This window comes from Streptomyces sp. NPDC002574 (assembly GCF_042889545.1).
GTDB lineage: Bacteria > Actinomycetota > Actinomycetes > Streptomycetales > Streptomycetaceae > Actinacidiphila.
This window is the reverse complement of record NZ_JBIARB010000029.1, coordinates 1-24,079: the sequence shown is the minus strand read 5'-3', so window position 1 is coordinate 24,079 and position 24,079 is coordinate 1. Positions and strand designations below refer to the sequence as shown.

General features: G+C 69.1%; 21 protein-coding genes and 1 pseudogene. 18 read left to right on the top strand and 4 right to left on the bottom strand.

Annotation, left to right across the window (positions count from 1 at the left end; translation table 11 throughout):
- Positions 1 to 13: 13 nt before the first annotated feature.
- The 8 genes from ACFYXS_RS39330 to ACFYXS_RS39295 all read left to right on the top strand — a co-directional run bounded on the left by ACFYXS_RS39330 (position 14) and on the right by ACFYXS_RS39295 (position 9,981).
- Positions 14 to 991 (top strand): helix-turn-helix domain-containing protein, encoded by a 978-nt coding sequence (locus ACFYXS_RS39330; protein WP_389256613.1) that lies wholly within the window; start codon positions 14 to 16, stop codon positions 989 to 991.
- Between the two features lie 73 nt (positions 992 to 1,064).
- Entirely contained in the window at positions 1,065 to 1,703 is a 639-nt protein-coding gene (pnuC, locus tag ACFYXS_RS39325; RefSeq protein WP_389256612.1) for a nicotinamide riboside transporter PnuC, read from the top strand.
- Positions 1,700 to 2,803, top strand: coding sequence for an AAA family ATPase (locus ACFYXS_RS39320; RefSeq protein WP_389256611.1), 1,104 nt, complete (start codon positions 1,700 to 1,702; stop codon positions 2,801 to 2,803). Before pnuC ends, ACFYXS_RS39320 begins: the two co-directional genes overlap by 4 nt.
- Positions 2,804 to 3,264: 461 nt before the next feature.
- Positions 3,265 to 6,993, top strand: a complete 3,729-nt coding sequence (locus ACFYXS_RS39315; protein ID WP_389256610.1) for a S8 family serine peptidase — start codon at positions 3,265 to 3,267, stop codon at positions 6,991 to 6,993.
- A 453-nt stretch (positions 6,994 to 7,446) separates the two neighbouring features.
- The gene (locus ACFYXS_RS39310) at positions 7,447 to 8,058 is read left to right on the top strand and encodes a hypothetical protein (protein ID WP_389256609.1); all 612 of its coding nucleotides are present in this window, start codon (positions 7,447 to 7,449) and stop codon (positions 8,056 to 8,058) included.
- 95 nt (positions 8,059 to 8,153) lie between these two features.
- A complete protein-coding gene (locus tag ACFYXS_RS39305; RefSeq protein ID WP_389256608.1) occupies positions 8,154 to 9,290 on the top strand; it encodes a hypothetical protein in 1,137 nt (378 codons plus the stop codon).
- Between the two features lie 343 nt (positions 9,291 to 9,633).
- On the top strand, positions 9,634 to 9,810 hold the full coding sequence (locus tag ACFYXS_RS39300) for a hypothetical protein (protein ID WP_389256607.1): 177 nt from the start codon (positions 9,634 to 9,636) through the stop codon (positions 9,808 to 9,810).
- Positions 9,811 to 9,852: 42 nt separating this feature from the next.
- The gene (locus ACFYXS_RS39295) at positions 9,853 to 9,981 is read left to right on the top strand and encodes a hypothetical protein (RefSeq protein ID WP_389256606.1); all 129 of its coding nucleotides are present in this window, start codon (positions 9,853 to 9,855) and stop codon (positions 9,979 to 9,981) included.
- A 102-nt stretch (positions 9,982 to 10,083) separates the two neighbouring features.
- Here the strand turns inward: ACFYXS_RS39295 and ACFYXS_RS39290 are convergent, their stop codons facing one another.
- From ACFYXS_RS39290 to ACFYXS_RS39280, 3 genes are all read right to left on the bottom strand, one after another.
- On the bottom strand, positions 10,084 to 10,326 hold the full coding sequence (locus ACFYXS_RS39290; protein ID WP_389256605.1) for a DUF5302 domain-containing protein: 243 nt from the start codon (positions 10,324 to 10,326) through the stop codon (positions 10,084 to 10,086).
- 733 nt (positions 10,327 to 11,059) lie between these two features.
- Positions 11,060 to 11,341, bottom strand: a complete 282-nt coding sequence (locus ACFYXS_RS39285; RefSeq protein WP_389256604.1) for a hypothetical protein — start codon at positions 11,339 to 11,341, stop codon at positions 11,060 to 11,062.
- A 30-nt stretch (positions 11,342 to 11,371) separates the two neighbouring features.
- On the bottom strand, positions 11,372 to 12,172 hold the full coding sequence (locus tag ACFYXS_RS39280; protein WP_389256603.1) for an alpha/beta fold hydrolase: 801 nt from the start codon (positions 12,170 to 12,172) through the stop codon (positions 11,372 to 11,374).
- Positions 12,173 to 12,679: 507 nt separating this feature from the next.
- On the opposite strand from ACFYXS_RS39280, the pseudogene ACFYXS_RS39275 reads away from it, so the two are divergent.
- Together ACFYXS_RS39275 and ACFYXS_RS39270 are read left to right on the top strand one after the other, a co-directional pair.
- A pseudogene (locus ACFYXS_RS39275) lies at positions 12,680 to 13,384 on the top strand (IS630 family transposase); the annotation flags it as partial.
- A gap of 478 nt (positions 13,385 to 13,862) precedes the next feature.
- Positions 13,863 to 14,465 (top strand): hypothetical protein, encoded by a 603-nt coding sequence (locus tag ACFYXS_RS39270; protein WP_389256602.1) that lies wholly within the window; start codon positions 13,863 to 13,865, stop codon positions 14,463 to 14,465.
- A 118-nt stretch (positions 14,466 to 14,583) separates the two neighbouring features.
- On the opposite strand, the gene ACFYXS_RS39265 is transcribed toward ACFYXS_RS39270, so the two are convergent.
- Entirely contained in the window at positions 14,584 to 15,264 is a 681-nt protein-coding gene (locus ACFYXS_RS39265; RefSeq protein ID WP_389256601.1) for a hypothetical protein, read from the bottom strand.
- Positions 15,265 to 15,776: 512 nt separating this feature from the next.
- Between ACFYXS_RS39265 and ACFYXS_RS39260 the strand changes: the two genes are divergently transcribed.
- The 8 genes from ACFYXS_RS39260 to ACFYXS_RS39225 all read left to right on the top strand — a co-directional run bounded on the left by ACFYXS_RS39260 (position 15,777) and on the right by ACFYXS_RS39225 (position 22,211).
- Entirely contained in the window at positions 15,777 to 16,895 is a 1,119-nt protein-coding gene (locus tag ACFYXS_RS39260) for an IS630 family transposase (RefSeq protein WP_389256600.1), read from the top strand.
- Entirely contained in the window at positions 16,892 to 17,248 is a 357-nt protein-coding gene (locus ACFYXS_RS39255) for a MafI family immunity protein (protein WP_389256599.1), read from the top strand. Before ACFYXS_RS39260 ends, ACFYXS_RS39255 begins: the two co-directional genes overlap by 4 nt.
- A 220-nt stretch (positions 17,249 to 17,468) precedes the next feature.
- Positions 17,469 to 18,317 carry an oxidoreductase gene (locus tag ACFYXS_RS39250; protein ID WP_389256598.1) on the top strand — a complete coding sequence of 283 codons (849 nt, stop codon included), beginning with the start codon at positions 17,469 to 17,471 and terminating at the stop codon, positions 18,315 to 18,317.
- Positions 18,317 to 18,931: a TetR/AcrR family transcriptional regulator gene (locus ACFYXS_RS39245; protein ID WP_389256597.1), complete on the top strand. Its 615-nt coding sequence runs from the start codon at positions 18,317 to 18,319 to the stop codon at positions 18,929 to 18,931. Before ACFYXS_RS39250 ends, ACFYXS_RS39245 begins: the two co-directional genes overlap by 1 nt.
- Positions 18,932 to 19,395: 464 nt before the next feature.
- Entirely contained in the window at positions 19,396 to 19,932 is a 537-nt protein-coding gene (locus ACFYXS_RS39240) for a hypothetical protein (RefSeq protein WP_389256596.1), read from the top strand.
- Positions 19,933 to 20,100 (top strand): hypothetical protein, encoded by a 168-nt coding sequence (locus ACFYXS_RS39235; RefSeq protein ID WP_389256595.1) that lies wholly within the window; start codon positions 19,933 to 19,935, stop codon positions 20,098 to 20,100.
- A gap of 267 nt (positions 20,101 to 20,367) precedes the next feature.
- Positions 20,368 to 21,375 (top strand): zinc-binding dehydrogenase, encoded by a 1,008-nt coding sequence (locus ACFYXS_RS39230; protein WP_389256594.1) that lies wholly within the window; start codon positions 20,368 to 20,370, stop codon positions 21,373 to 21,375.
- Between the two features lie 386 nt (positions 21,376 to 21,761).
- Complete coding sequence (locus ACFYXS_RS39225; RefSeq protein WP_389256593.1) at positions 21,762 to 22,211, top strand: hypothetical protein; 450 nt, start codon at positions 21,762 to 21,764, stop codon at positions 22,209 to 22,211.
- The last annotated feature ends 1,868 nt before the right edge of the window (positions 22,212 to 24,079 follow it).

Sequence of the window (24,079 nt, the reverse complement as noted above, 5' to 3'; positions counted from 1 at the left end):
TGCGGGAGAGGGCATGGAATTTAACGTACTGGGGTTCACGGCGGACGCGGAGCGCGTGTATACGGCGCTGGTAGGGATGCCGCGGTGCACGGCGGCGGAGGTCGCGGACGCGTGCGGCCTGGCCGCGCCCGCGGCCGGGAAGCTGCTGTCCGGCCTGGTCAGGGACGGCCTGGCGGTGCGCAGTGCGGGGCGGCCGCCGAAGTTCTCGGCCGCGGCCCCCGATGTCGCGGTCGGCGCGCTGATCCACGAACGGGAGCAGCAGCTCGGCGACGCGCGGGCGCTGGTGCAGCGGCTGGTCGAGACGCACCGGGAGGCGGCCAGGATCAGCCACCCGGACATGGCCGCCGAACTGCTGACGGACCGCGAGGACATCAGCAAGGCCGTGCACCGGCTGACGACCGGCGCGCGCCGCGAGGTGTGCGCCTTCGACCGCCCTCCGTACGTCGACCGGCCCGGCAGCAATCTGGACGGCCAGCTGGAGCGGCAGCGGACCGGGGTGACCCACCGGGTGATCTACGACCGCGAGGCGGTGGCGTGGCCCGGCCGGCTGCAGGACGACATCATGCCGAGCATGCGGGCGGGGGAGCAGGCCCGGATGCGGCCGGAGTTGCCGTTGAAGCTGGTGATCAGCGACGGCCGTGCCGCGATCATCCCGTTCAGCCTTGCGCCGGGCGGCCAGTCCGCGGCGTACCTGATCCACCCGTCGCCGATGCTGGTGGCATTGCAGGCGCTCTTCGAGGCGCAGTGGGAGCGGGCGATCCCGCTGGGGGAGGCGGCTGGGCCGATTCCTGCGGAAGCGGGTCAGCCGGATGCCGAGACCCTGGCCCTGATCAGCCTGCTGGCCTCGGGGCTCACGGACGCGGCCATCGCCCGCACCCAGGGCTGGAGCGCCCGGACCACGCAGCGGCGCATCCACCGCCTGATGACCGAGCTCGGCGCGGCCACCCGCTTCCAGACGGGGCTGGCGGCGGCCCGGCGGGGGTGGCTCTGAGCCGCGGGAGAAACTCCCTTGCCCGGGTCAGCCGTCCGGTTTATCGTCAGGGTGACGTTTAGGAGGTCGCCGCGTGGTTCTCGCGGACATGGTCACCCGGCTCCAGGAGCCCCTCTTCACTCTGCTGGACACCCCCGTCAGCTGGGTGGAGGTGCTCGGCTTCGGCAGCGGAGCGCTCTGCGTATGGCTGGTGGCCCGCCGGCACATCGCCAACTGGCCGGTCGGCATCGCGAACACCCTCTTCTTCATCCTGCTCTTCGCGGGAGCCGGCCTGTACGCGGACGCGGCCCTCCAGGTCGTCTACGTGGCCCTGGCGGTGTACGGATGGTGGTCCTGGATCGCCGGAGCCTCAGGGCATCTCGCCATCAGCCGCACCGACGGCCGCACCTGGCGCATCCTGGCCTCAGCGACGGTGCTCGCCACCGCGCTCCTGACCGTGCTTCTCGACCGGGCCACCGACTCCACGGTGCCCTTCTGGGACGCGCTCACCACGGCGCTGTCGCTGGCCGCCACCTACGGCCAGTGCCGGAAGAAGATCGAGTCCTGGTACCTGTGGATGGCCGCCGACGTCGTCTACATCCCGCTGTACGCGTACAAGGGGCTCTACCTCACGTCGCTCCTCTACGCGGGCTTCCTGCTGCTGTGCGCGGCCGGACTGCGCGCATGGCTCGGCGAGGCGACGGCAGCGGCCCGTAAGGAGGCCCTGGCATGAGCGAGTTCGACCACGGGTTGGTGCTCGGCAAGTTCTATCCACCCCACGCGGGCCACCACCACCTGGTCCGCACCGCCGCCGCGCGATGCCGCCGGCTCACGGTGCTGGTGTGCGCCTCCGCGGTGGAGTCGATCCCGCTCGCGGACCGGATGGCCTGGATGCGCGAGGAGCACCCCGAGACGGGCATCGAAGTCGTCGGCGCGGTCGATGACATCCCCGTCGACATCACCGACCCCACGGTGTGGGACGCCCACATGGCCATCTTCCGCGCTGCCGTCCCCGACCTCGTGGACGCCGTCTTCACCTCAGAGCCCTACGGCGACGAACTCGGCCGCCGCTTCGGCGCGACCGCGGTGACGGTCGACGTCGCCCGCACGATGTACCCGGTCTCGGGCACCGCCGTCCGCAGTGACCCGGTGGGTTGCTGGCCGTACCTGGCCGCGCCGGTAAGGGCTGGGCTGACCCGGCGCGTGGTCGTCGTGGGCGCGGAGTCGACCGGCACGACGACCATGGCCCAGGCGTTGGCGGAGCACTACCGTGCGCGCGGCGGGGTGTGGGTGGCGACGCGGTGGGTGCCGGAGTACGGCCGCACGTACAGCGAGGAGAAGTACGCGAAGCTCCTGGCACTCAACCCGAAGGCGATATTCAACGACGTCACCTGGACCTCCCCCGATTTCGAGCTGATCGCCAAACACCAACTCGCGGACGAGAACGCGGCAGCACGCGCCGGCTCCCCGATCCTGTTCTGCGACACGGACCCCCTGGCCACGACGATCTGGCACGAGCGCTACATGGGCGCCCGCAACCCCGAGGTCGAAGCCATCGCCGCCCGCGGCCGCCACCACCTCTGGCTCCTCACCGACGACGCCGGCGTCCCCTTCGAGGACGACGGCCTCCGCGACGGCGAACATCTCCGCACGTGGATGACGAACCGCTTCCGCGAGGAGCTCACCCGCCGCAACCTCCCGCACATAGTCCTGACCGGCCCCCACGCCCAGCGCCTGCGCACCGCAGTGTCCGCCGTCGACGCACTCCTCGCCGGCGGCTGGCAGTTCGCCGCCCCGCTCCCGGAGCACGGAGGGCTCGCTTCACCGGAGTGATCCGAGGTTACAGCCTCGAGTTTTTTCTGATCGCCCAATACTTCTGCGAGGCTCTGCCCCTGAGGATCATCCTGCTGCTCATCGCCGCTGCCAGAAGGCCCGGCGGCAGGATCCACCTGACCCAGGACGAGATGGCCACAGTCCTGGACGTCGCCCGAGCCCGGGTCAACGAAGCACTGAACCCACATAGTTGACACTCCGAGTCCGCTCAGCGGACACGGCTCTCTGCCGTTCGAGACAAGAGCCGCTTCGCGCCTCAGGCGTAGGGATGCACGAGGCGTGACGGCCGCTGCCGGCCTGACGATGTGACCATGATCGGGTGGAGAAGTCCGTGGCAGCGGCTGTCGCAGATGTGTCATGACACCTTTTCGCCAGGTCCACCATCTGTCTCAACATCAACTCCTGATTTGAAGTGGCTGTTGCTCGTTCATGGCAACGCCTTTAGGGAGTTGGTACAGGGGATGAGATCCAAATCGAGGACCGCGGCCGTGCTCGCGGCCATCACCGCGGCGCTGGTCGCCACCGGGCTGCCGGCGGCAGCCCATCCTGACCCCGAGCCCGGGGCCGGGCATTCCACGGCGCCGCCTGCCGCGGCACCCGCCCAGCACACCGTCACACTGATCAGCGGTGACCGGGTCGGCTTCACCGGCAGCGGGAGTGGCCTTCAGGTCAGCGGGGTGACCCCCGGCCAGGGCCGGGAGCACATCGCCTTCACCCGGGCCAGGATCAACGACCACGAATACGTCATCCCGGTCGACGCCACGCAGGCTCTCGCCGACGAACGGGTGGACCGGCAGCTCTTCGACGTCACAGCGCTGGCCGCGCAGGGGTACGACGACGCGGCCCGGTCCTCCATTCCCCTGATCGCGACGACGCAGGCCGGACCCGCACTGCGCGGTTCCGTGCAGCGGGACACGTTTCCCTCCCTGGGATTGACCGCCCGTACGGTACGCAAGTCCGAGGCTGCCGCGGCCTGGCGCAGTTTCCTCGCCGCCGCGGGCGGGACGTCACGCACCGCCTCGGCCGGGAAGCTCTGGCTCGACGCCAAGGTCGAGGCGAGCCTGGACCGGTCCGCCGCCATGATCGGCGCGCCCATAGCCTGGCGGAAGGGTCTCGACGGCAAGGGTGTGAAGGTCGCGGTGCTGGACACCGGGTACGACCCCACCCATCCCGACCTGAAGAACAAGGTGGTCGCGGAGAAGAACTTCTCCTGGGACGAGAGCGTCACCGACCTCAACGGCCACGGCACGCACGTCGCCTCGACCGTCGCCGGAAGTGGTGCCGCCTCGCAGGGCAGGTACAAGGGCATAGCGCCCGGGGCCCAGTTGCTGATCGGCAAGGTGCTCGACGGGGGTGGGTCCGGCGATTTCAGCGGCATCCTCGAAGGCATGGCCTGGGCGGCCGCGCAGGACGCCGACATCGTCTCGATGAGCCTCGGCTCCAGCCTGCCCAGCGACGGCAGTGATCCGCTCTCCGAGGCGGTCGAGACCCTGTCCAAGGACGGCGGACCGCTGTTCGTCATCGCGGCGGGCAACGCGGGCAGCCCGCGCAGCATCGGCGCACCGGCCGCCGCGCCCAGCGCCCTGACCGTCGGGTCGATCACCAAGGAGGGCGCGATGTCGTCGTTCTCCTCCCGTGGACCCGCGGTCACCGACGGCGGCGTCAAGCCCGAGATCACCGCACCCGGCAGCTCCATCACCGCCGCCCGCGCGGCGGGAACGCTGGACGCCGCCGCGAACAACGAGTTCTACGCGACGATCAGCGGCACCTCCATGGCGACCCCGCACGTCTCCGGGGCGGCCGCCATCCTCAAGCAGATGCACCCCGGCTGGGACGCACAGCGGCTGAAGGCGGCTCTCGTCGCCACCGCCGACCCGGTCGCCGGCGCGGACGTGTACGAGCAGGGTGCGGGCAGCGTGGACGTGCCCGCCGGGCTCTCGTCCCGGATCACCGCCTCCCCCAGCACGGTGTCGGCCGAGCTGGACTGGCCGTATGGCGGCAGCCCGACCCGCACGGTGACCTACCGCAACGACGGCGGCAAGGACGTGCGGCTGAGCCTCTCCCTGGCCGGGACAGCACCGGTTTCGCTCGCCTCGCGGCAACTGACCGTTCCGGCGGGTGGCACCGCCGCCGCGACCGTCCGGATCGACACCGGCAGGGCGTCCGCCGGCGCCAGCGGCGGCTGGATCACCGCGCGCGGCAGTGACGGCAGCACGGTGCGCACTCCCGTCGGCATCGACGCGGAGGCCGCGGCCGCCACGCTCACCCTCGAACCCGCCGCCGTAAGGCCCGGGGTCGAGACGGCGTACACCAACCTGGTGGTGCAGAACGAGAAGACCGGCGTGGCGCAGCTGGTCGGCCTCACCACGGAGCCCGAGCAGGTCCGGCTGCCGGTCGGCGACTACCGGGTGTTCGGCGGGGTGTGGGAGTACGTCCGCCACGGCACGGCAAGCATCCCAGAGAGGTCCGTCGCCGTCGCCCGGCGCGTCTCCCTCACCGGCGACCGCACGCTGAAGACCGACACGTCCGCGGCGAAGCCAGTCACCACGGGCATCGACGACCCGGAGATGCGGATCAATGAACAGGGGTCGGCGACCGGGCAGGTCTCGTCGACCGGTACCGGCACTCCCGTCGGACTGGCCGCGCCGATCTACGCCGGCGCGTACAGGTCGTATGCCGTGGGCAGCGGCCGGATACCCGGGCTGACGTACTTCTCCGCCGCCTCCTGGCAGCAGCCGTACGTCCTCGCGACGACGGTCGGCGGCTCCGGAGCCCCGTTGGACGTGCCGGTGTGGCTGATGTCGTGGCAACGGCTGGAATGGGACATGGAGAAGGGGGTCACCGACGCGGGCGACGGCGGGGATCTGACGGGGCTGGAGCTCAAGGACCGGATCGTGCTCCTCGAGTCGGATTGGAGCGTGCCGTGGGAGGAGCAGAGCCGGCGCTACGACGCGATCAAGGAACGGCAGCCGGCGGCGATCCTGCTGGCGGGGGCGGCGTCGTTCGACCCGGCCGATCCGCCGCTGGGCATCGATCCCCATGGCGTGGAGCTGCTGCGCGAGCAGCTCGCCAAGGGAGAGGTGACCCTTCGGATCAAGGGTGAGCGCAATGGTGAACGCACCTACTTCACCTTCCACACCCATGACGACGGGGTACCGGCCGGTGCCCACTGGCAGGACCGGCGCCGGGACCTGGCGCGCGTGGACCACAGCTTCCGCACCACCGGCTTCCCCAACGACACCAAGGGGATCTACGGCTGGGTGACCTACGGCGGCCTGCGTCTGGCCCAGCAGTCGACGCTGTTCCGCGCACCGCACCGGATGACGGCGTACTACACGCCCGACGTCCCGTGGACGACGGCGACGTTCGAGTACGCGCTGGACTCCGTCGGGGCGCTCGGCTTGCAGTTCACCAATCCGACCGTCTATCGCAAGGGACGCACCACCGGCGACAGCTGGCTCACGGGCCCCTTCAACCCGTCGCTGTCGGTGAACGGACCCGACGGCCGGGCGCAGGCCACCCGCGACGGGGACAAACTGCGTCTCGCGCTGCCGATGTTCTCGGACGCGGCGGGCCACCAGTCGGATCCTGTGCGGGATCTGGAGTCCGGCGAGACACTGCTGCGCGACGGCTCGGGCAAGGTACTCGCCCGCAACGACGAGCCGGGGCAGGCCGTCTTCGACCTGCCCGCGCGTGGCCGGTGGTACGAACTCACCGCGTCCGCCCACCGCGACACCCCGGAGTGGACGCTGGGCACGCACGTCACGGACACCTGGCGGTTCCGCTCGGAGCACACGGGTGGCGAGCGTCCGCTGCCGCTGCTCGACACGCGCTTCGACATGGCGAGGCTCGATGGAGACAACTCGGTGCCGGAGGATCGGGAGTTCACGTTCGGCCTGGACATCGGTCGCCAGGTGGGCGTGCACAGCGGGGCCGGCATCGAGCGCGTGTCGGTGCGGTACTCCACGGACGACGGCGCCAACTGGCAGCCGGCAGAGGTCCGGGGCCGCGACGGCGTCCGACGGGTGACCGTACCCGCGACGAGCACCGGCTGGGTCTCCTTGAAGGTGACCGCAGCGGACCACTCCGGCGCGTCGGTCACGGAGACCGTCACCCGGGCCTACCGAGTCGGCTGTCCCGAGTACTGGTGCGCGTTCGCCCCGGCGTGGCCGCACTGGCCGGCCGGGTAACCGGCAGTCCGGCGCAACGGTGGTGCGGACAGGCTCGAGGGGTCGGTCCGCACCACCGCCGTGCCGGCCCGCTCCGTCGGTACGCCCCGTGCGCCGTGGGTCGCGGCATCCTCCATCTGCCCAGGCCTCGAACGCCTCGATCAACGATGTGGCACCAAGCCACCCACCGCGGGCTCAACGCGGACGACGGGGAAGCCAGCCGATTCGGTCACACCTCAAAACGTACCTACCACCCCAAAGAGACATCGAGGTAAGTTTCTGCGCGAAGCAACGCGCGCGGGCGGCACAGGCGCCGCGTCGAAGGCCCGAGGTGAACTGCGCGACATGGAGCGGGCGTGGAATGACGCCTTGGACGCAGAGGCCGCGGGACCGGTCGCGGCGCGGCCGGCCGAAACCCCGCTGCGGCCGCGACCGGATTCTCCGGCAAGGACGCTCTCCCGTGCCGTGGGCGGCGTGATCCCCGTACGTGAGCAGGTGCACCAGGCGCTCACCGTCCTCGGTGCCGGCGCCGCTCCCAAACTGATCTCCGCCGCTCACGAGGCGTTCTTCGCGGACACGATCGTCACCACCCGCCTGGCGTCGCTGCGACGTGACGAGGAGCGCTCCTTCGCCGCACAGGCCTACGCGCGCCCCTACTACATCTGCGCGGCCCTCACCCACGACCGGCTGACCCCTGCCAGAGGGCTCCTCGCCCTGTCCACCTGGCCGCTGGAACAGCGCATCGTCGGGCCGCTCGGCCCGCGCACCGAATTCCTCACCCAAGCCGTCAGGGTCGCCGAGCAGATCCAGCGCATTCAGGTGACCGGCGAGCAGCCATCGGACGCCGCCTGGCGGCTCCTGCACCGCTTCGCGCAGAACGTACCCGGAGCCCACGAAGGTTTCGGTGCCGCCGACCCGGAACGGGTCATCCGCGCCGCCACGACGGAATCCGAGGTCCACGCCGCGGACGACGCCGAACAACGGCAGGCAGCCGCTCAGCGCGCCCGCGAACTGACCGATACGCAGAAGCTCTTCGGCGCGCCGGCACTCGGACTCGCCGACCGCACTGGCACCGACGGCTCATAACGACCCGCCCGATCCCGGTCCCGTCCCTGTCCACACGCACCGCCCAGGAAGATGCCATGGCGCCGCCGCCCAGCACCGATGACAGGCTCTCGCGCTTGCGCGGACCGATCGCCGCGCAGGCGTACACCGCGCGGAAGATCACCGCGCTGACCGCCAACCCCGGCTGCGCCCGCCGCGCTGTGCTCGACGCCGCGGGCGTCGACAAGAACGCGCTTGCCGCCCGCGTCGGCTTCGATGCCCGCTTCGGGCAGTCCCCGTTCGCGATATCTCGCGGCAACGCGTTCGAGGAGCTGGTCAAGGCCGACGGCTACGCCGCCATGTTCACCCTGCTGCGCACGGAGCTCGGCGTATCCGTACGCGAGGCCGGGGTGGCCGACCTCAACACGGTCGGCCAGGACACCGATCTCAAGCTCCGCGCCGCCGAGACCCGCCGGTTGCTGGGTCGCGTCACGGAAGGCAGCGACGAGCGTCTGATCCTGGACCACCCCGTCCTCACCCTCCAGGTTGCCGGGCAGACCGCCTACCTCGAGCCCGACGCCGTCACCCACCGCATCGGCGGCAGGTTCTACATCGTCGAGATCAAGTCGTTCGCCGCGACCGACGGCCAGGCCGACCCGGGCAAGGTCGCCGAGGCCGCCAAGCAGGCCGCCGTCTACGTCATCGCGCTGCGCCAGACCCTCCTTGCCGTCGGCCTGGACGCGCAGGAAGCCGCCGACGCCGTCACCCACGAGTTCCTGCTCATCTGCCCCAAGGACTTCGCCAACCAGCCGTACGGCAGGCTGGTCGACCTGCGCCAGAAACTGGACGCGATCGAGTTCCAACTCGGCCGCCTCGACCGTGCCGAGGACCTCGCCGCCATGCTCCCGGGCGACGCCAGCTTCGACCTGTCCGTGCGCCGGGACGGCAGGCCGGCCCGTACCGGCAGAGAACTCGCCGACGCCCTCGACGACCTCACCGCCGCCTACAGCCCCTCCTGCCTCGACTTCTGCGAACTCGCCCAGTACTGCCGAGACCAGGCCACCACCGCCTGCGAACCGGCCCGGCGGAGGGGAGAAGCCGGTTCGGGTGTTCTGCCCGTGCCGGGGCCGGGTCGTTTGCCGGGGGCTGTGGGTGGGTGGGTGGATAGTGCCAGAGGTGCGTCCGGCGGTTGGGCCGACGCGGCCGTGTGGTGTCCCGGTCTGCGCCAGGGGGCGGCGGGTACCGGCGCTGGGGTGTGCGTGATCTCGCCGTGAACGCTACGCGTGACAGGATGATGCCCCGTACATCACGCCCGTGAGCGCCGCCCGGTCTGGCACGCGCAGGCGGGCGGGGTGTCTACGATGATGCTGGGAACGGGTGGTAGCAGCGGAGCCAGGTTCGGTGACAGGTCAGTACCCGCGGTCGTAGATCGCCTGCAGCCACGGTTCGCGGACGGCGGGTATGCGGGCCCGTGTGTACCGGAATGCGGCGCGGGATGGCGGCAGCGCCATCGGCGGGTGTGGTGGCAGGGGATCGTCGGTCGCGTTCCACGCCTTCAGGTAGGCCTGTGACGACCGGTAGCCGACCCGAGACCACGACCGGCAACGGACCATCCACATGAGCGCCGCCGGGTCACTCGAGGCGCTGCTGGGCGCCGCCTACCGCGAACGCGCGCACCTCGCCGCATGGCTGGCAGCCCTTCACCCCGGCGTCGTCGCGCTCGCGCCGCCCGGCGTTGGCGACGGCTGGTACGTGCTGTTCCTGCGCGCCGGGGGCGGGCAGTTCTGCTGGTAGATCGCGCCCGGCGACCTGGCTCTGTTCGACCACGTTCAGCGGGTGCCCGCCGGCGACCCGTGGGCCCAGTGGGACGGGCACACCACCGAGCAGAAGTACCGCCGCATCCGTACTCACACAGCAGCGCTGGTCATGTCCGGCGACGGCACCAGCAGTGACACTGGCACCTGACCCGCAGCCAGCAGCGGTGCGCAGCAGCCGCCGTCGGGTGGACTCAGGTGGTGGGCGCGCTGGTGAACATCCAGTGGGTGTAACGCCGCCGAAAACGACCTCTCAGCCGCCGCTTTTGCGTCGGAACGACCGCTGGCTGGCAGCCGGGCCGTGCGCGCCGCGGGCTTTCGACGCGTCGGTGTTCGCAGCGAGGGCCGTGGCCTCCGCTTGCATGCCGCGTTTGCGCGCCAGGGCCTCCCGAAACTTGGCCTTCAGGTCATACTGGCCGTCCTCGTCGGGCGTCAGGGCAGGGCGCTCGGCGTTAGCCGGCTCGGGACCTTCTTGCGATGGAGACGCTGCAGTCATGGTGACCTCCTGGACTCGGGCAGTGGGAAGCACAGCTTGTCATGCGGGGCACCTTGCGGGGTGCCACGCGGCCGGCGTCGCAAGTTACCGGCGGCGCGAGCTGTCATGCGTGCCCGTCCGCCGTAGGGCACTGGGCCAGAGTGCCGGCCCGGATCCGCGCGCCGGAGTGCCGGTGCCACATTGGCAGAGACGTCGCGGCGCTCGTGATCGGATTTCGGTGCAGATCTTCTGAGGGTGCAGACAAGCCCGCCATGACCTACGTAGTCACATATCCGCCTGTCCTGCGGGGCGCCTCGCTCAGTCGGCGTCCGCGCTGGTCGACGCGACTCGTCACCGGAACTCGAATGTTCCGACACCCAAATGACCCGGTACGTGGTCTACCGGGGCGGCGCTTGAGTACCGGTGCGCGCGCGGGCGGAGCGGTGACGCTCGCCCAGTCCGCGGTCGCCTAACTCTGACACCCTGAATCGGACCCAGGAGGTTGGCGTGCAGTGGTGGATGCAGGCTTTCGGCGGCGCCGGATGCCGGTGGACCAGCCACAAGGCCCCGACAAGGCCGCACAGGCGCTGCGGCCGTCGAGGACGCTGCCGCAGGGGCGATCTCCCGCCCGCGCTGTAGACGCGCTTTCGGGCCGCGGCCAGGGGTGATTGCGCGAGGCTGAGCACCTGGCGCTGATGCCGTCAACCGGGCACGGGGTGGCGCCGGTTGGCGTGTCACCTGGCTGATCGTCGGCTCATGCCTGCCTGCACGGGGAGGACGGCTCGGTGAACAAGCCCTCCAGGCTGACACCCGCACGATGAACACCCTGATCCGGGATTGCGCGCCATTCCGCGAGCGTGCTGCCGTCGAGCTCAAAAAACGCTGGTGCGCGCTCAAGCACGTCTCGCTCAGCACCAGCTGGATCGGCGACATAGCCCGCGCCGCACTCGTCCTCAACGGATCTGGAAATGATCTTTGTCGACAAACCTTCACCGACCCGGCTCGGCTGCGCCTTGAGGGTGCCGAGGATGTCCACGACAGACGGGCGATCCTGATTCGGCGCTGCTCAGCTTGCGGAGAGGAAAGACTGTACGGCCTTCGCGATGACCTCGGGTTGCGCGACGTGCGCGTAATGGTGCTGTCCGGGGAGGTCAACAAGCGTGACGTCCGGCAGGCTGCTGGTGAGCAGTTCCACGGCGTCGATACGGCGCTGCGGACTGTCTCCACCGAGAAACACCAACGTGCGCTCTCGAATGGCCTTGAAACGATCGAGATCATCGGCGAGTGAATTGAGAACGCTGTACTCACGCTGAAACGTCGGGGTCAATGCGGCCATAGGGGCCCAGAACGGCGTCGCGCGCAAATCTTCTATGATGTCATCTGGCACAACCAACAGAGACAATATCGTCACCAGGGCTTGGTCATAGTTCTTCTCTTTTAGAGCTTCAGCTACCAGGGGTAGTCTAGCGGTCTCCCAGGTGCCGCTCACAGGAAAAGGAGGCTCGTAAAGAACAAGCGCTGAAATACTCGCGCCAGCGGCAGCCGTCGCAGCCGCGCATACGGCACCGTAGGAATGAGCGAGCAGCGTTGCCCCGGCCCCGGCCGCGTTCAGCACCGCCTGGAGGTCCGCTACTTCGGTTTCCAGATCATAATATTGTGCATCGCCGCTGAGCCCGCGCCCTCGCCGATCGACGAGGAATACTGTGTGGTCCTCGGCGAGGATACCGGCGACCGGGAGCCACTCGTCGCTGGTCGCAAGGGACCCGTGTGTGATGACGATTGCCGGACCTGTGCCGAACTGACGCCAACCGATGGATGTGCCGTCCGCCGACTTTGCGTAGTGAGTCTCCCCAGGAAAAACAGTCATGGGCCGAGCCTACTCGCAAACCTCTCTCCGGAGTAAAACTTTCATTCAGCGAAAGCTTTTGCGTGTCCGGCGATTCTGGGATAACGTGCGGAGGGCCTGGTTCCGATTTTAGAGTGGAGTGGGGTCATCAGGGTTGCGCGCACTGGTGACGTGTGATGTGAACGCAACCGCCGTGAGAGATGTTCGGCGACTATTCATAACCCTTGTCGGCGTGCAGCTTTCCGACTTGCGTCGTCGGCGTCCGTGGCGGGAGCGGATCGGCGGTATCCCGTCCACGAGGGGGGATCGGTGCCTGACTGTCGTGCAGGAGATTGCCACGGAGAGGGGCAGACCGGTCAGCTCGGCGTTCAAGTGGATCTTCGAACCGTACTCACCTCGGTCGACAGGATTTGGACCTGTCAGGTCCCCGTTACCCTCTTCCTGGCCTCGCAATGAGGCGCCCCTCTTTGATGTGATGCGCCGCCCCGGGTGATCGATCGGGCAGCCGCAGGCCGCCAAGCTGTGTGAGTGGCAGAGCGAGTACGGGTTCGCGAGATCGATGACGACGAGGGCCGACGGCTGCTGCGGATCGTCCGCAGGGGCGCCGGGTCGGTGGTGACGTGGCGGCGTGCGCAGATGGTGCTGCTGTCTGCGCAGGGCATGGCCGTGGCGAAGATTGCCGAGGTGACGTTCACGAGCCCGGACAGGGTTCGTGACGTGATCCACGACTTTAACGCTGACGGCTTCGAGGCGCTCTACCCCAAGTGCAAGGGCGGACGCCCTAAGACCTTCACCCTGCCCGAGCGCCGTGAGATCAAGAAGATCGCCACGTCCAAGCCGGCCGAGCACGGCCTGCCGTTTTCGACCTGGAGCCTGGCCAAGCTGGCGGACTTCCTGGTCGCCGAGGGGGTGGTCGACGACATCAGCCACGAGGGTCTGCGGGTCCTGCTCCGCGAGGAGGGCGTCTCCTTTCAACGCGTGAAGACCTGGAAGACCTCCCGTGACCCTGACTACGAGGCCAAGAAGGCCCGGGTCGAGCATCTCTACGCGATCGCGGACCGTGAGGTCATACCCGAGGACGGCGAGCCCGAGGTCGTCTTCTGCATGGACGAGTTCGGGCCGCTCAACCTCCAGCCGCACCCCGGTCGGCAGTGGGCCGAACGCGGCGGCAAGCACAAGGACCCCCTACGCGAACAAGGGCGCCATCGCCCACGTCCCGCTGCCCACGGCACCGCAGCCCAGCCAGGTCGGCAGGCCGGCCACCGGTGCCGCAGCGGCGTACACCCGGCAGATTGCCCGATGACCCGTCACCCACCTGGCCCCACCGGGATGCGCGGGCACCGCGGCCGCCACACGCTGAGAACGATGTGAGGGCAACCGCTTCCCCCCGAGGAGAGCCCTCGTCGCATGGAGAATGGCCCCCGCTGCGCGATCGGCGGGGGCCTGCCGTGCTTTCCCAGCCGCCCCGGGAGCCATTCGCGTCCGCCGTGCGTCCCTTTGCGTAGGGATGTGTGGGAGGGGACGCGTGCCAGAGAACGAGACACAGAGACGAACGAGACTGCGCCTGGCTAGGCAGCGTCCGGGCCCTAGCCGCGTCCGCGCCCGCGAGCGCGCCGAGGCACCGGACTCGGAGGCCGCACGGCCGGGCCGGCGCCTCAGCCTGCTCACCCTCGGCGCGGTCGTCACGATCGTGGCAACCCTTGGAAGTCTGGTGACGACCGGCATCGGAACGCTGTGGAGCGCACGGGTCGCCGAAGATCAGCTTTTGCAGTCACGGGAGCAGGACGAAGACCGTAGAAAGGCCGACGATGACGCGGCTCGGGAGCAGGCATCTCGCATCGCGTTCTGGGTCAGAAGATCGGCCGACGGCGAGACGCTGCACCTGATGAACAGGTCTCCGGATCCCGTGACCGACGTGCACGTCACCTTCGGCGTCTACGCCCGGAAAGAGCCTCGGGAGGCGAACTACCGTCTGTTGCTGTCGAACCTGCCGCCATGCTCGGACACGATGATTCAAAGCGCTTCTCTGGGCTACGCGGTCGACAACTGGCCCAACATGCTGACGTGGGCCCTTCCGCTCAATCCGAAGAGGGGGAAGACCCCGTACAGGCCGTTTGGCGATGTGTGGTTTTTGTCGAACAGGATCGGCATGGATTTCACGGATCGCGCTGGCATCAGATGGACCCGGACAACAGAGCAGCCCCTCAACCCGGGCGCCTTGAAACCGCCCGCCTTGCTGCAAGTCGCCGGCAGGGTCATGGGCGAGCCGCCGGTACAGCCCGTCACATCCTGCGGAGACGGATCGGGGAGCTGACGCGCGGGGGCCGACGGTTGCAGGAGTGCACCGCCTCAGTGCCGGCCGAGACTGCCGTCGGCCCCCGGTATCGCGAGCCTACCGAACCGGCCCCGAAGCGGCCTCAATCCGCGCGTGATCAGAAATAGCGGGCCTGACCCGCGATTTGGTCCACAAACGCCCACTCCGGTGATCTCCCTATGATGTCCGTCGACATCCGGAGGATCTTCATCAAAACGGGCGACCGTGATCGGTGCCGTTGAACTCGCCCTGCTGGGATTCGCGGGCTACCGCGCGACTCAGCTGCTCGTCCATTCGCGCCGTCGCGCGTCACCATGAACAACGGGCGTGATCGCAGGACCTGCCCGACGCGTTGCCCGCGTATGATGACCCCGGGATCATCTGGTCCTGCATAGCCCTCGGGCGTGTAGCGAAAGTGACCATTCACTGCCTGGGCATGCGCGATCTCGTCGCTCTTCAGTTCCGACAGGTCCCTTCCGACCAGCGGGATTCCATCGTGCCGCACCTGGGGACCGTGGACGGCGTCGGCTGCGATGCAGAACAGCCCCGCGGCTTGGCTCACGTAGGCCGTGACGGCAAGCAGTGAAGAGGTCACCCCGCGGCGATGGACCTCGACTTTCCACGTGGGCGAGAAGATCGCGTGGACGCGCGGGCAATCGCTGGCCTTCGTCGGGCCGAGAGCCTGAAACGCCTCGACCACTTCGTCGACAGTCATACCGAACCGGAGCGGTCCGATGCCGACCGCTGGCGCATAGGACCACTCATCCCGATCGGCGACTCCGGAATCGGCTTCGGCCATGAACGTCATCGTCGCCCCCTGGAGACAGCTGAAATCTTGCCGCGGCCCATCATGTCAATGGCCGACCAGCAGCTCATCAGGTGCCTCCAGGCGCGTGCTCCTCCGCCTGCCAGGGCCGCTGTGATTTCCAGCGATCGCTAGGGCGTGTTTCGAAAGTAGCGCCGGCCGCCCGGAGGGCGGGTCCCGCGGCTCCCCCAGCTACCGCTGGGGGTACCCCCAGGTGCGGTGCATCGCAAGGCGGAGAGTCGTCAGCCGTCGTCGTAGCCGGGCCACTCGGACGATTCGACAACGCAGCGTGGGGGCACCCCCGGCCGAAGGCTGGGGGAGTGCCGTGCCTGGGGGCACCTCCCAGCGAAGCTGGGGGAGCGTCGCGGGATGGGGGCACCTCCCAGCGGCAACTGGGGGAGGGACTTTCGAAACACGCCCTAGTGCTGTGACCGCATAGGTTCGCCGGGTTGGTGGTTGGGGCGGTTGGATGTTCGGTGACGTCCGATCCGACCGCTGGAGGTGCGGTGGCTGAGCCTGTGCGGGTGCGCCGACTGACCGATCAGGAAGGGCAAAGGCTGCAGCAGATCGTGCGCCGTGGCAGTACCAGTTCGGTGCGCTACAGGCGGGCGATGATGCTGCTGGCCTCGGCCGGCGGGAACCGGGTTCCGGTGATCGCACAGCTGGTCCAGGCCGACGAGGACACGGTCCGGGACGTGATCCACCGGTTCAACGAGATCGGCCTGGCCTGCCTGGACCCTCAGTGGGCGGGAGGCCGTCCCCGCCTGCTCAGCCCTGACGACGAGGACTTCGTCATCCAGACGGCCACCACCCGCCCAACCAAGCTCGGCCAGCCCTTCACCCGCTGGTCCATCCGCAAACTCGCCGCCTACCTGCGGAGAGTACACGGCCGCGTCATCTGCATCGGCCGCGAGACGTTACGATGCCTGCTCGCCCGCCGCGGCATCACCTTCCAGCGCACCAAGACCTGGAAGGAGTCCCCGGACCCCGACCGCGACGCATGGCTCGACCACATCGAACACGTCCTGGACCGTTTCCCCGACCGCGCGTTCGCGTTCGACGAGTTCGGGCCGCTCGGCATCCGCCCCATGGGAGGGTCGTGCTGGGCCGAGCAAGGCCACCCCGACCGGGTGCCGGCGACCTACCACCGCACCCACGGCGTCCGATACTTCCACGGCTGCTACTCGATCGGTGACGACACCCTGTGGGGCGTCAACCGGCGCAAGAAGGGCGCCGCCAACACGCTGGCCGCTCTGAAGTCGATCCGCGCGGCCCGGCCCGACGGCGCCCCCATCTACGCGATCCTGGACAACCTGTCCGCACACAAGGGCGAGCAGATCCGCCGCTGGGCGAAGAAACACCGGGTCGAGCTGTGCTTCACCCCGACCTACGCGCCCTGGGCCAACCCGATAGAAGCCCACTTCGGGCCGCTGCGGCAGTTCACCATCGCCAACTCGAACAACCCCAACCACACCGTCCAGACCCGGGCCCTGCACGCCTACCTGCGCTGGCGCAACGCCAACGTCCGCCACCCCGACGTCCTGGCTGCCCAACGCCGTGAGCGCGCCCGCATCCGCAGCGAGAAGGGCATCCGCTGGGGCGGACGTCCAGCGAAAGTTGCGTGACCTCGCTGACGGGCACCGGCAACACTGACGCCATGACCAATGATCGTGAGGCTGTTCAGGCCAGCTGGAACACGACCCGTGACCACCTCGACGCTGCCCGGGCCCAGCTCACAGGCCTGCCAGACATCGATCTCTCAGCGACGCTGGAATTCCTGGAGCACAACGAGCTGGGACTTGCCTTCGACTGCCTTGTCGATCTCGGTGAGGACCTCGACCTGCCCCTCAGTTTCTGGCAGCACCTGGACCGAGCGGCTCGTGAAATGCGGCTCTACAGCGATGCACTGCACAAGCCCCACCTCACGGCTGCCGACTTCTGTCGCCGTCACCTTGCCGCTGCCTCCGAACAGGGGTGATCCGCCAACCCGGCGAACCTTCTCGGTCACAGCACCCCTAGGCGTGTGGGGGATTCGGCGGCCAGGCCGTTGTGGCCGGTGGCGGGTTCTTCGAAGGCGGAGGCCAGGTTGACGGGCTGGGCGTGGGCACGGTCGACATTGTGACGGTAAAAATCGACATGGTGTAGACTTTTTGGTGGACGGACGGTCCGGGTCCTCGCAAGACCTCTCTGGAGGAACAGTGCAAAAGCAGAACTGGCTCATCACCGGCGTCAGCACGGGCCTCGGACGTGCCTTCGCCGAGGCCGCCCTGGCCGCAGGTCATACCGTCGTCGGCACAGTCCGCTCCGAGGACGACCTGCGGGCCTTCGAAGATCTCAGGCCCGGTAACGCTCACGGTCGCCTGCTGGACGTGACGGACGATGACGCCGCCCCCGGTGTGGTCGCGGAGGTCGAGCGCGGCGTGGGCCCTCTGGACGTCGTCGTCGCCAACGCCGGCTACGGCCTGGAGGGAACCTTCGAGGAAACCCCGCTGGCCGATGTGCGGCGGCAGTTCGAGGTCAACGTGTTCGGGGCGGTGGCCACGCTGCGGGCGGCGCTGCCCCACATGCGCCGACGTCGCCGCGGACACCTGATGGCCGTCACCTCCATGGGCGGGCTCATGGCCGTGCCCGGCATGTCCGCTTACTGTGGCAGCAAGTTCGCCCTGGAAGGCATCCTCGAGGCGCTGGGCAAAGAAGTCGCGCAGTTCGGCATCCACGTGACGGCGATCGAGCCCGGCTCCTTCCGCACCGACTGGGCCGGACGGTCCATGACACGCGCCGAGCGGACCGTCGACGACTACGACGAGTTGTTCACCCCCATCCGCGAAGCGCGGCAGAAGGCCAGCGGCAACCAGCTGGGCAATCCAGCCAAAGCCGGGGACGCCCTCGTGTACATCACTTCGGTCGAGCGCCCGCCGGCCCACCTCGTCCTGGGCTCGGACGCGCTGCGACTGGTCACCGCCGCCCGCGCGGCCGTGGACGAGGACATCCGCGCATGGGAGGCACTCTCCCGTACGACCGACTTCGCCGACGGCGCGCAGCTCTGATGCCCGGCCACCACCCCGCGCGGAGCCGTCGCGCCGCCGAACGCAAGGGCGACGTCCGGGAGCGGGCCATTCTCGACACCTGCGAGGCCCTGCTGGCGCACAAGGGCTACGAGGCCATGACTGTCGGCGACATCGCCCAGGGCGCCGGCATCACCCGCGGCGCGCTGTATTTCTACTACGGTTCCAAGCAAGAAGTGGTCACGGCACTCGTGGCCCGGACCGTCGAGCACCTGTGGGAGCGGTCTAGGGCCACCGCGGAGGCCGACGAGCCGCGCCGGGCCATCGCGGCAGCCATGCAGCGCACGGTTGAGCTGTGGAATGAGCACGGCCTGGTCATGCGCACGGCGATCGACCTGTCGTTGACCGTGCCCGAGATCGGCGAGCTGTGGAACCACACGGCTGACCTGTTCATCGCGGCTATCACCGCCGTCCTGGAACGAGCCGGCATCCAGGCCGGCGCCGCACCGGACCAGGCACCGGCGATGGCACGCGCCCTGTGCTGGATGATCGAACGGACCTTCTACCACGCCTCACAGGAATCCCGCGAGAAGCTCCAAGATGCGTCGGCGACATGCGAACACATCTGGCTGACCAGCGCCGGTCTGACCACCTGAGGAATCTGCCGTGGACGCGGTGAGGCGCGGAACCATGAAGTTCCGGTCGGGCCTTGCCCCGTGAAGTGGACACCCGTTCGCGCCGCGATGGGGAGACGTAGGTTGCTGCCACGGGCCAGTGACGGCCTTCGGCCGGACGTGCTGCTCGTTGCTGCCTCAGTTGAGTTTGCGCTGCGTACTTCCGCGCTGCCATGGAGGTGTAGACGGTGAGCTACGGCCAGGGAGTGCGGATGGCCATGGCCGTAGGAAAGCTGGGTGCCCGAGGATTTGCCGACACGCGGAAGATCGGAGCTAGTGTGCTGTGACCGAGAAGGTTCGCCGGGTTGGCGGATCACCCCTGTTCGGAGGCAGCGGCAAGGTGACGGCGACAGAAGTCCGCCGCCGAGCAGCACGCCTTGGTGTGGGCAAACTGGGTAACCGGCTGCTTCGCCGCCCCGGACGCCCCGTAGTAGCCTGCGCACATCGTGAGGCTCGGACGCTGGGGGACAGCACGTGAGGATCGTTCGGACTATCGGATGCGCCTAGCCCGCAACCACAAGTACCAGCTACTGCTGCGCATGGTGCAACGCCTCCACCAGGCCGGTCAGGCGTGGCCCACCGGCGAGTCGCTGCCCGCCCGCCTCGCGTGGGGCGCACACACAGCCACCGACCGCACCACCGTGCTGGCCGACGTCGTTTCCGGCTACGGCGGGGGCGTGTTCTCCCTGGAGACCGCAGTGCGGATGCTGCAGGAGGCGGGTTACCCGGTCGAGGACGTCGCCAAGGAGATCGAGCGCGTCCAGAAGCGGGCTTTCGACCAGGCCGCCCGCCTCGCCGACGCGACCGGCGACAACGCCGCGGTGCGCGAATACCTGGGGCTGCCCGAGGCCGACCCGGTGCCGACAGTGCCGCTTATCACCAGCCAGCCGGCGCCGGTGCCGCCGGGCGGGATCAGCGATACCGGCCGAACCGGGCCCGGATCGCGTGCAGCGTCAGGTAAGCCGCAAACAAGCGGCGGCTGATTGGCAACTTGTTCCAGCATCAGCACCGAGGCCGCCGACGCTCCTGAGCGGTACCCGGCCGCCGAGGTCGCGGCCGCGGTCGGCCTCGACCCCAAGGAGCTCCCGGGCAAGCGGCTGACGGCCCGTGTGGGCGCCGGCCACCGCCTCGAGGACTTCCGCCTTGCCTGACCAGCGCCACGGCGAAGCACAGCGGCCCGGAACCCCACAGAGGGGGTCCGGGCCGCGTTCTCGGCGATCCAGCCGCATGTGGGCCAGGCCCGATCGGCCTATTCGGCTGTGCTGGTGGTTCCGCCTCGTGCGAGCGTGAACGTGGCCTGCGGGAAGGCAGGCGGCTGATGTGTTTGGACAGTGCATTCGGCGGACGGCACCTGCTCCGGGAGTGCGGCAGGTGTCCCTTTCGGGCGCTCCCACGGACCAGGGCGTAGGAGGAGAGTCATGAACCGGCGTGTCGTCTACACCCGTGGCGGATCGCCCGCTGAGGTCTTGACGGTCATCGAGGAGCCGGAGCCGGTTGCGTCTGAGCCCGGCCAGATTCTGATCCGTACGACCGCTTTCCCAGTACATCCGGGAGACATCTTCGCCGTCGAAGCCTCCCCAAGGGAACTTGAGGATCCGGTGACGCCGGGTATCGAGGCCACCGGCGTGGTGGAGGCCATCAGCCCGGGGACACGCGTGGCGCCGGGTGTTGAGGTCGGCGGCCGCGTGGCGGTCTTTCCCCAGCCGGGGGCGTGGTCCCAGTGGTTGGTGGCGGATGCCGGGGCGGTCGTCGCCGTTCCAGAGGAGCTGCCAGACGAGGTCGCCGCACAGATGTTGGCGAATCCGCTTACTGCGGTGATGCTGCGACGTGAGGCGCAGGAGCACGTTACCTTCGGCTACGACGGTTGTCTCGTGCAGACCGCAGCGGGTTCGTCGGTCGGACGGCTAGTGACAGGCGTGTCTCAGTTCCACAATTTCACGCTCATCAACATCGTCCGTAGCGCGCGCGGTGCCGCCGAGCTGCGCAAGCGGTTCCCAGACGTGCCGGTCGTGTCGACAGAGCATCCGGGTTGGGCTGACGAAGTCCGCCAGGAAGCCGGCGGCCGCCCCGTTAGCGTGGCCCTCGACGCGGTCGGCGGGAAGATGGCGGGCAGCCTTGTGGACCTGCTGGCGCCAGGCGGAAAGCTCGTCACTTACGGAATGATCGCCGAGGAGCCGATCTCGGTGCATGCGTCAACGCTCGTGAGTAAATCCCTGACGCTACGGGGCAAAAACATCATCAGTGGGTGGCCTTTTGAAGCGTCTCCCGAGAGGCGAGCGTCCGACATCGCCACCGCGAAACAAATTGCGCTGGCGCTCACGGACCAGTTCGACGTGGCCGCCACGTACGACCTCGGAGAACTGTCGAGAGCCGTGGAACACGCGGGCCGGCCCGGCAAGGTCGGCACCGTCCTCATCCGCCCCTGACCGCACAACGGAGGCCGGTGGAGGGGCTTCAGGCCCGGACTGCCTTGCAGCGAGAGGGGACGGGGCCGCCAAGCGTGCTGCGAATCTTGGTTGATACGTCTCGCCGAAGGTCGTCCGTGCATCGTGAAGCAACTCGGGGGGAGAGAGATGCGACCCCGCTTGATGTGTTCCTCCGGTTGAGCCAGGCGGCCGCTGTGATCCCTGAGCTGCGCCGCGATGGTGCCAGCCTGCAGTCCGTGAACACCAGGTCTACTCCGTGACCTCGCGCTGGACGGCGCGCACCGAGTCCGGGCCCCACGGATTGGCCGCCGTACGTGACTGGTCTCAGCATGGACACTACGTGCTGACCCGGCTCGCCGCGAATACCCGCCTGATCACGGCCGGACGTGGCCAAGGTGCCGTCCGGATACGCCCTGCAGCTGGCACTGGGCCCGCTGGACTCCCTGGTCAGCGCGATGCGCCTGGCCCGCAACCACGAGTACCAGCTTATGCTGCGCATGGTGCAGCGCCTCCACGAGGCCGGGCAGGTGTGGCCTGCCGGCGAGTCGCTGCCCGCACGCCTTGCGTGGGGTGCGCACACCCCCACCGACCGCACCACGGTCCTGGCGGACGTGACGGCGGGCTACGCAGCGGGCGTGTTCTCCCTGGACACCGCCGTGCGGCTGCTGCAGGAGGCGGGCTACCCGATCGATGACGTCGCCGGGGAGGTCGAGCGCATCCAGAAGCGGGCTTTCGACCAAGCCGCCCGGCTGGCGGACGCGACCGGCGACAACGCCGCGGTGCGTGCATACCTGGGGTTGCCGACGCAGTGCCGGAGGTGCCTGCAGTGCCGCTAATCCCTAGCCCCACGGGCCTGATTGGTCCGGGCGGTCCACAGCCTGGCCGTACAGCTCCGTGAGGGCCAGCGGCCAACCACGAACTCCAGCGAGGAACCCACGCCCATGCGCCCGCAGGCGTCCACGGCGAACACGGCGGCCGGTCAGGCGCCTTGTATCCGTTGCCTTGGCGCAGCGCCGCCAGGGCTGACGTGGCGCCGCGTCGAGGGCCGCCTCCCACGCTTCCGTCAGAGCGGGCGGATGCCGACGGGGCGACGGCGCATGGCGCAGTCAGCCGAGGCACACAACGAGCAGGCACAGGTGCTTCGGGGGCGCCGTTTGCGTTGGGGTGGGGGTTGGGGTGGCCGGCGCCGTGGGCGCCGGGCTGGCGTGCGAGCTAGCCGCGTCAGCGCCCTCGGTGGACGCGGGCGCTGGCGTGGCCGTGGCGGCCGTGTGCGTCAGCGTGGCTGTGGTGCCTGCCTGGTGAACGTTCGTCCCGCTGTTTGCCGCGGGTGCGGGGTCAGGCGGCGTGGACGTCGTCGCGGGATGCGGCACCGCGAGAGTTGTGTTCCGCTGGTGCGGGCCGGTTGTGGGCGGGCGGTTACCGGGATGCCGCGCAACCGGGGTGTCCGGCTGCGCCGATGCCGTGGCAACCGGCCTCGTCCGGGTAGTGGCTGCGGTCACCGACTCCGGTGCGGAGGTCGCGTTGGACTGGCCCTTGGAAGCCCCGTTCGGCAGCGCGGCGATGGTCAGTCCGCCACCGACGAGCGCGAAGGCCGTCGCGGCCGCGGCCCGGCGCCGGTGCTTCTTCCAACGCGCCATCTGCCGACGCCGGGCCGCGCGTCCCTGCATGGCGGTGTCGGCGGTTGCTGACTTTGAACCGGCGCCCGGTGTCTCCGCCATTACGTCCTCGGGCGCGCCGGACCCGTTCGGGCCGGCATCGAAGCGAGGAGTGCCGGGATACGGCTCTGAGGCGGGGGACCCCTCCAGGGGGTGCTCCCACGCAGTGGCGGTCGTCGCAGCCCCATAGTGGCCATGGGAGGGCGGGGCGATGTCCGGCGCGTATGCGCCGCATCCTGGGCATACCAGGGCCCCATTGAGGTGCCGACGGCATGAGGAGCAGTAGTCCATCTGTGGTCTCTCTGTGCTGACGGCGCCGCCGTGAACGTCGGCGGCCTGTTCCCGTTCGCGTGCGGGATCGGCGGCCAGCAACGCTAACGGCACCTCCCGAAGGCGGTGCGCAGTACCTGTGACGCTCTTGGAAAGATTCCTCGGCGGCTCCGGCTCGCACATCGCGCAGGTCGTCGTGACCGGCGGAGCCGCATCCAGAAGCGGGCCTTCGACCAGGCCGGCCCGCCTCGCGGAGGCGACCCGCGACAACAGCGCGGCACGCGACTACCTGGGCCTGCAGGCCGACACGGGCGTGCCACCGGTGCCGTTAGTCCCTCAGCCGCGGACATTTCTCGCAGCGATGGCTCAGTGGAAGACAGTAGTCGCGACTGATATCTGACGGGGCACAGTGCCCTGGGACGCATGTGTCCGCGTATCCCGTTTCACCCCTGCCTTCGGGCCCAGCCTTCGTGGCCGCCCGTCGTCCCCGTCCCGGAGGTCCGAGATGCTCATCGCCTCAAGGTGAGCATCCGCGAGGGGCTCAGGTGCTGGCTTGCCCGCCCGCGGGTTCCTCTGTCAGCGGGGGGCTCTACACAGGCCGTGGGACGTCCGGCCCATGCGCGCTGCGCATGCGTGCCGCCTGCAGAGTGGCAAGGTACGGTCAAAGGGACTCACACCAGGTTTGGTCACGTCCGCTGGAGTGGTGTATCGACGGCCACTCGGTGATCTCTTCTTTGAGGCTATGCGGTGAGTTCGGCGGGCACGACGGTGTCGTCGTT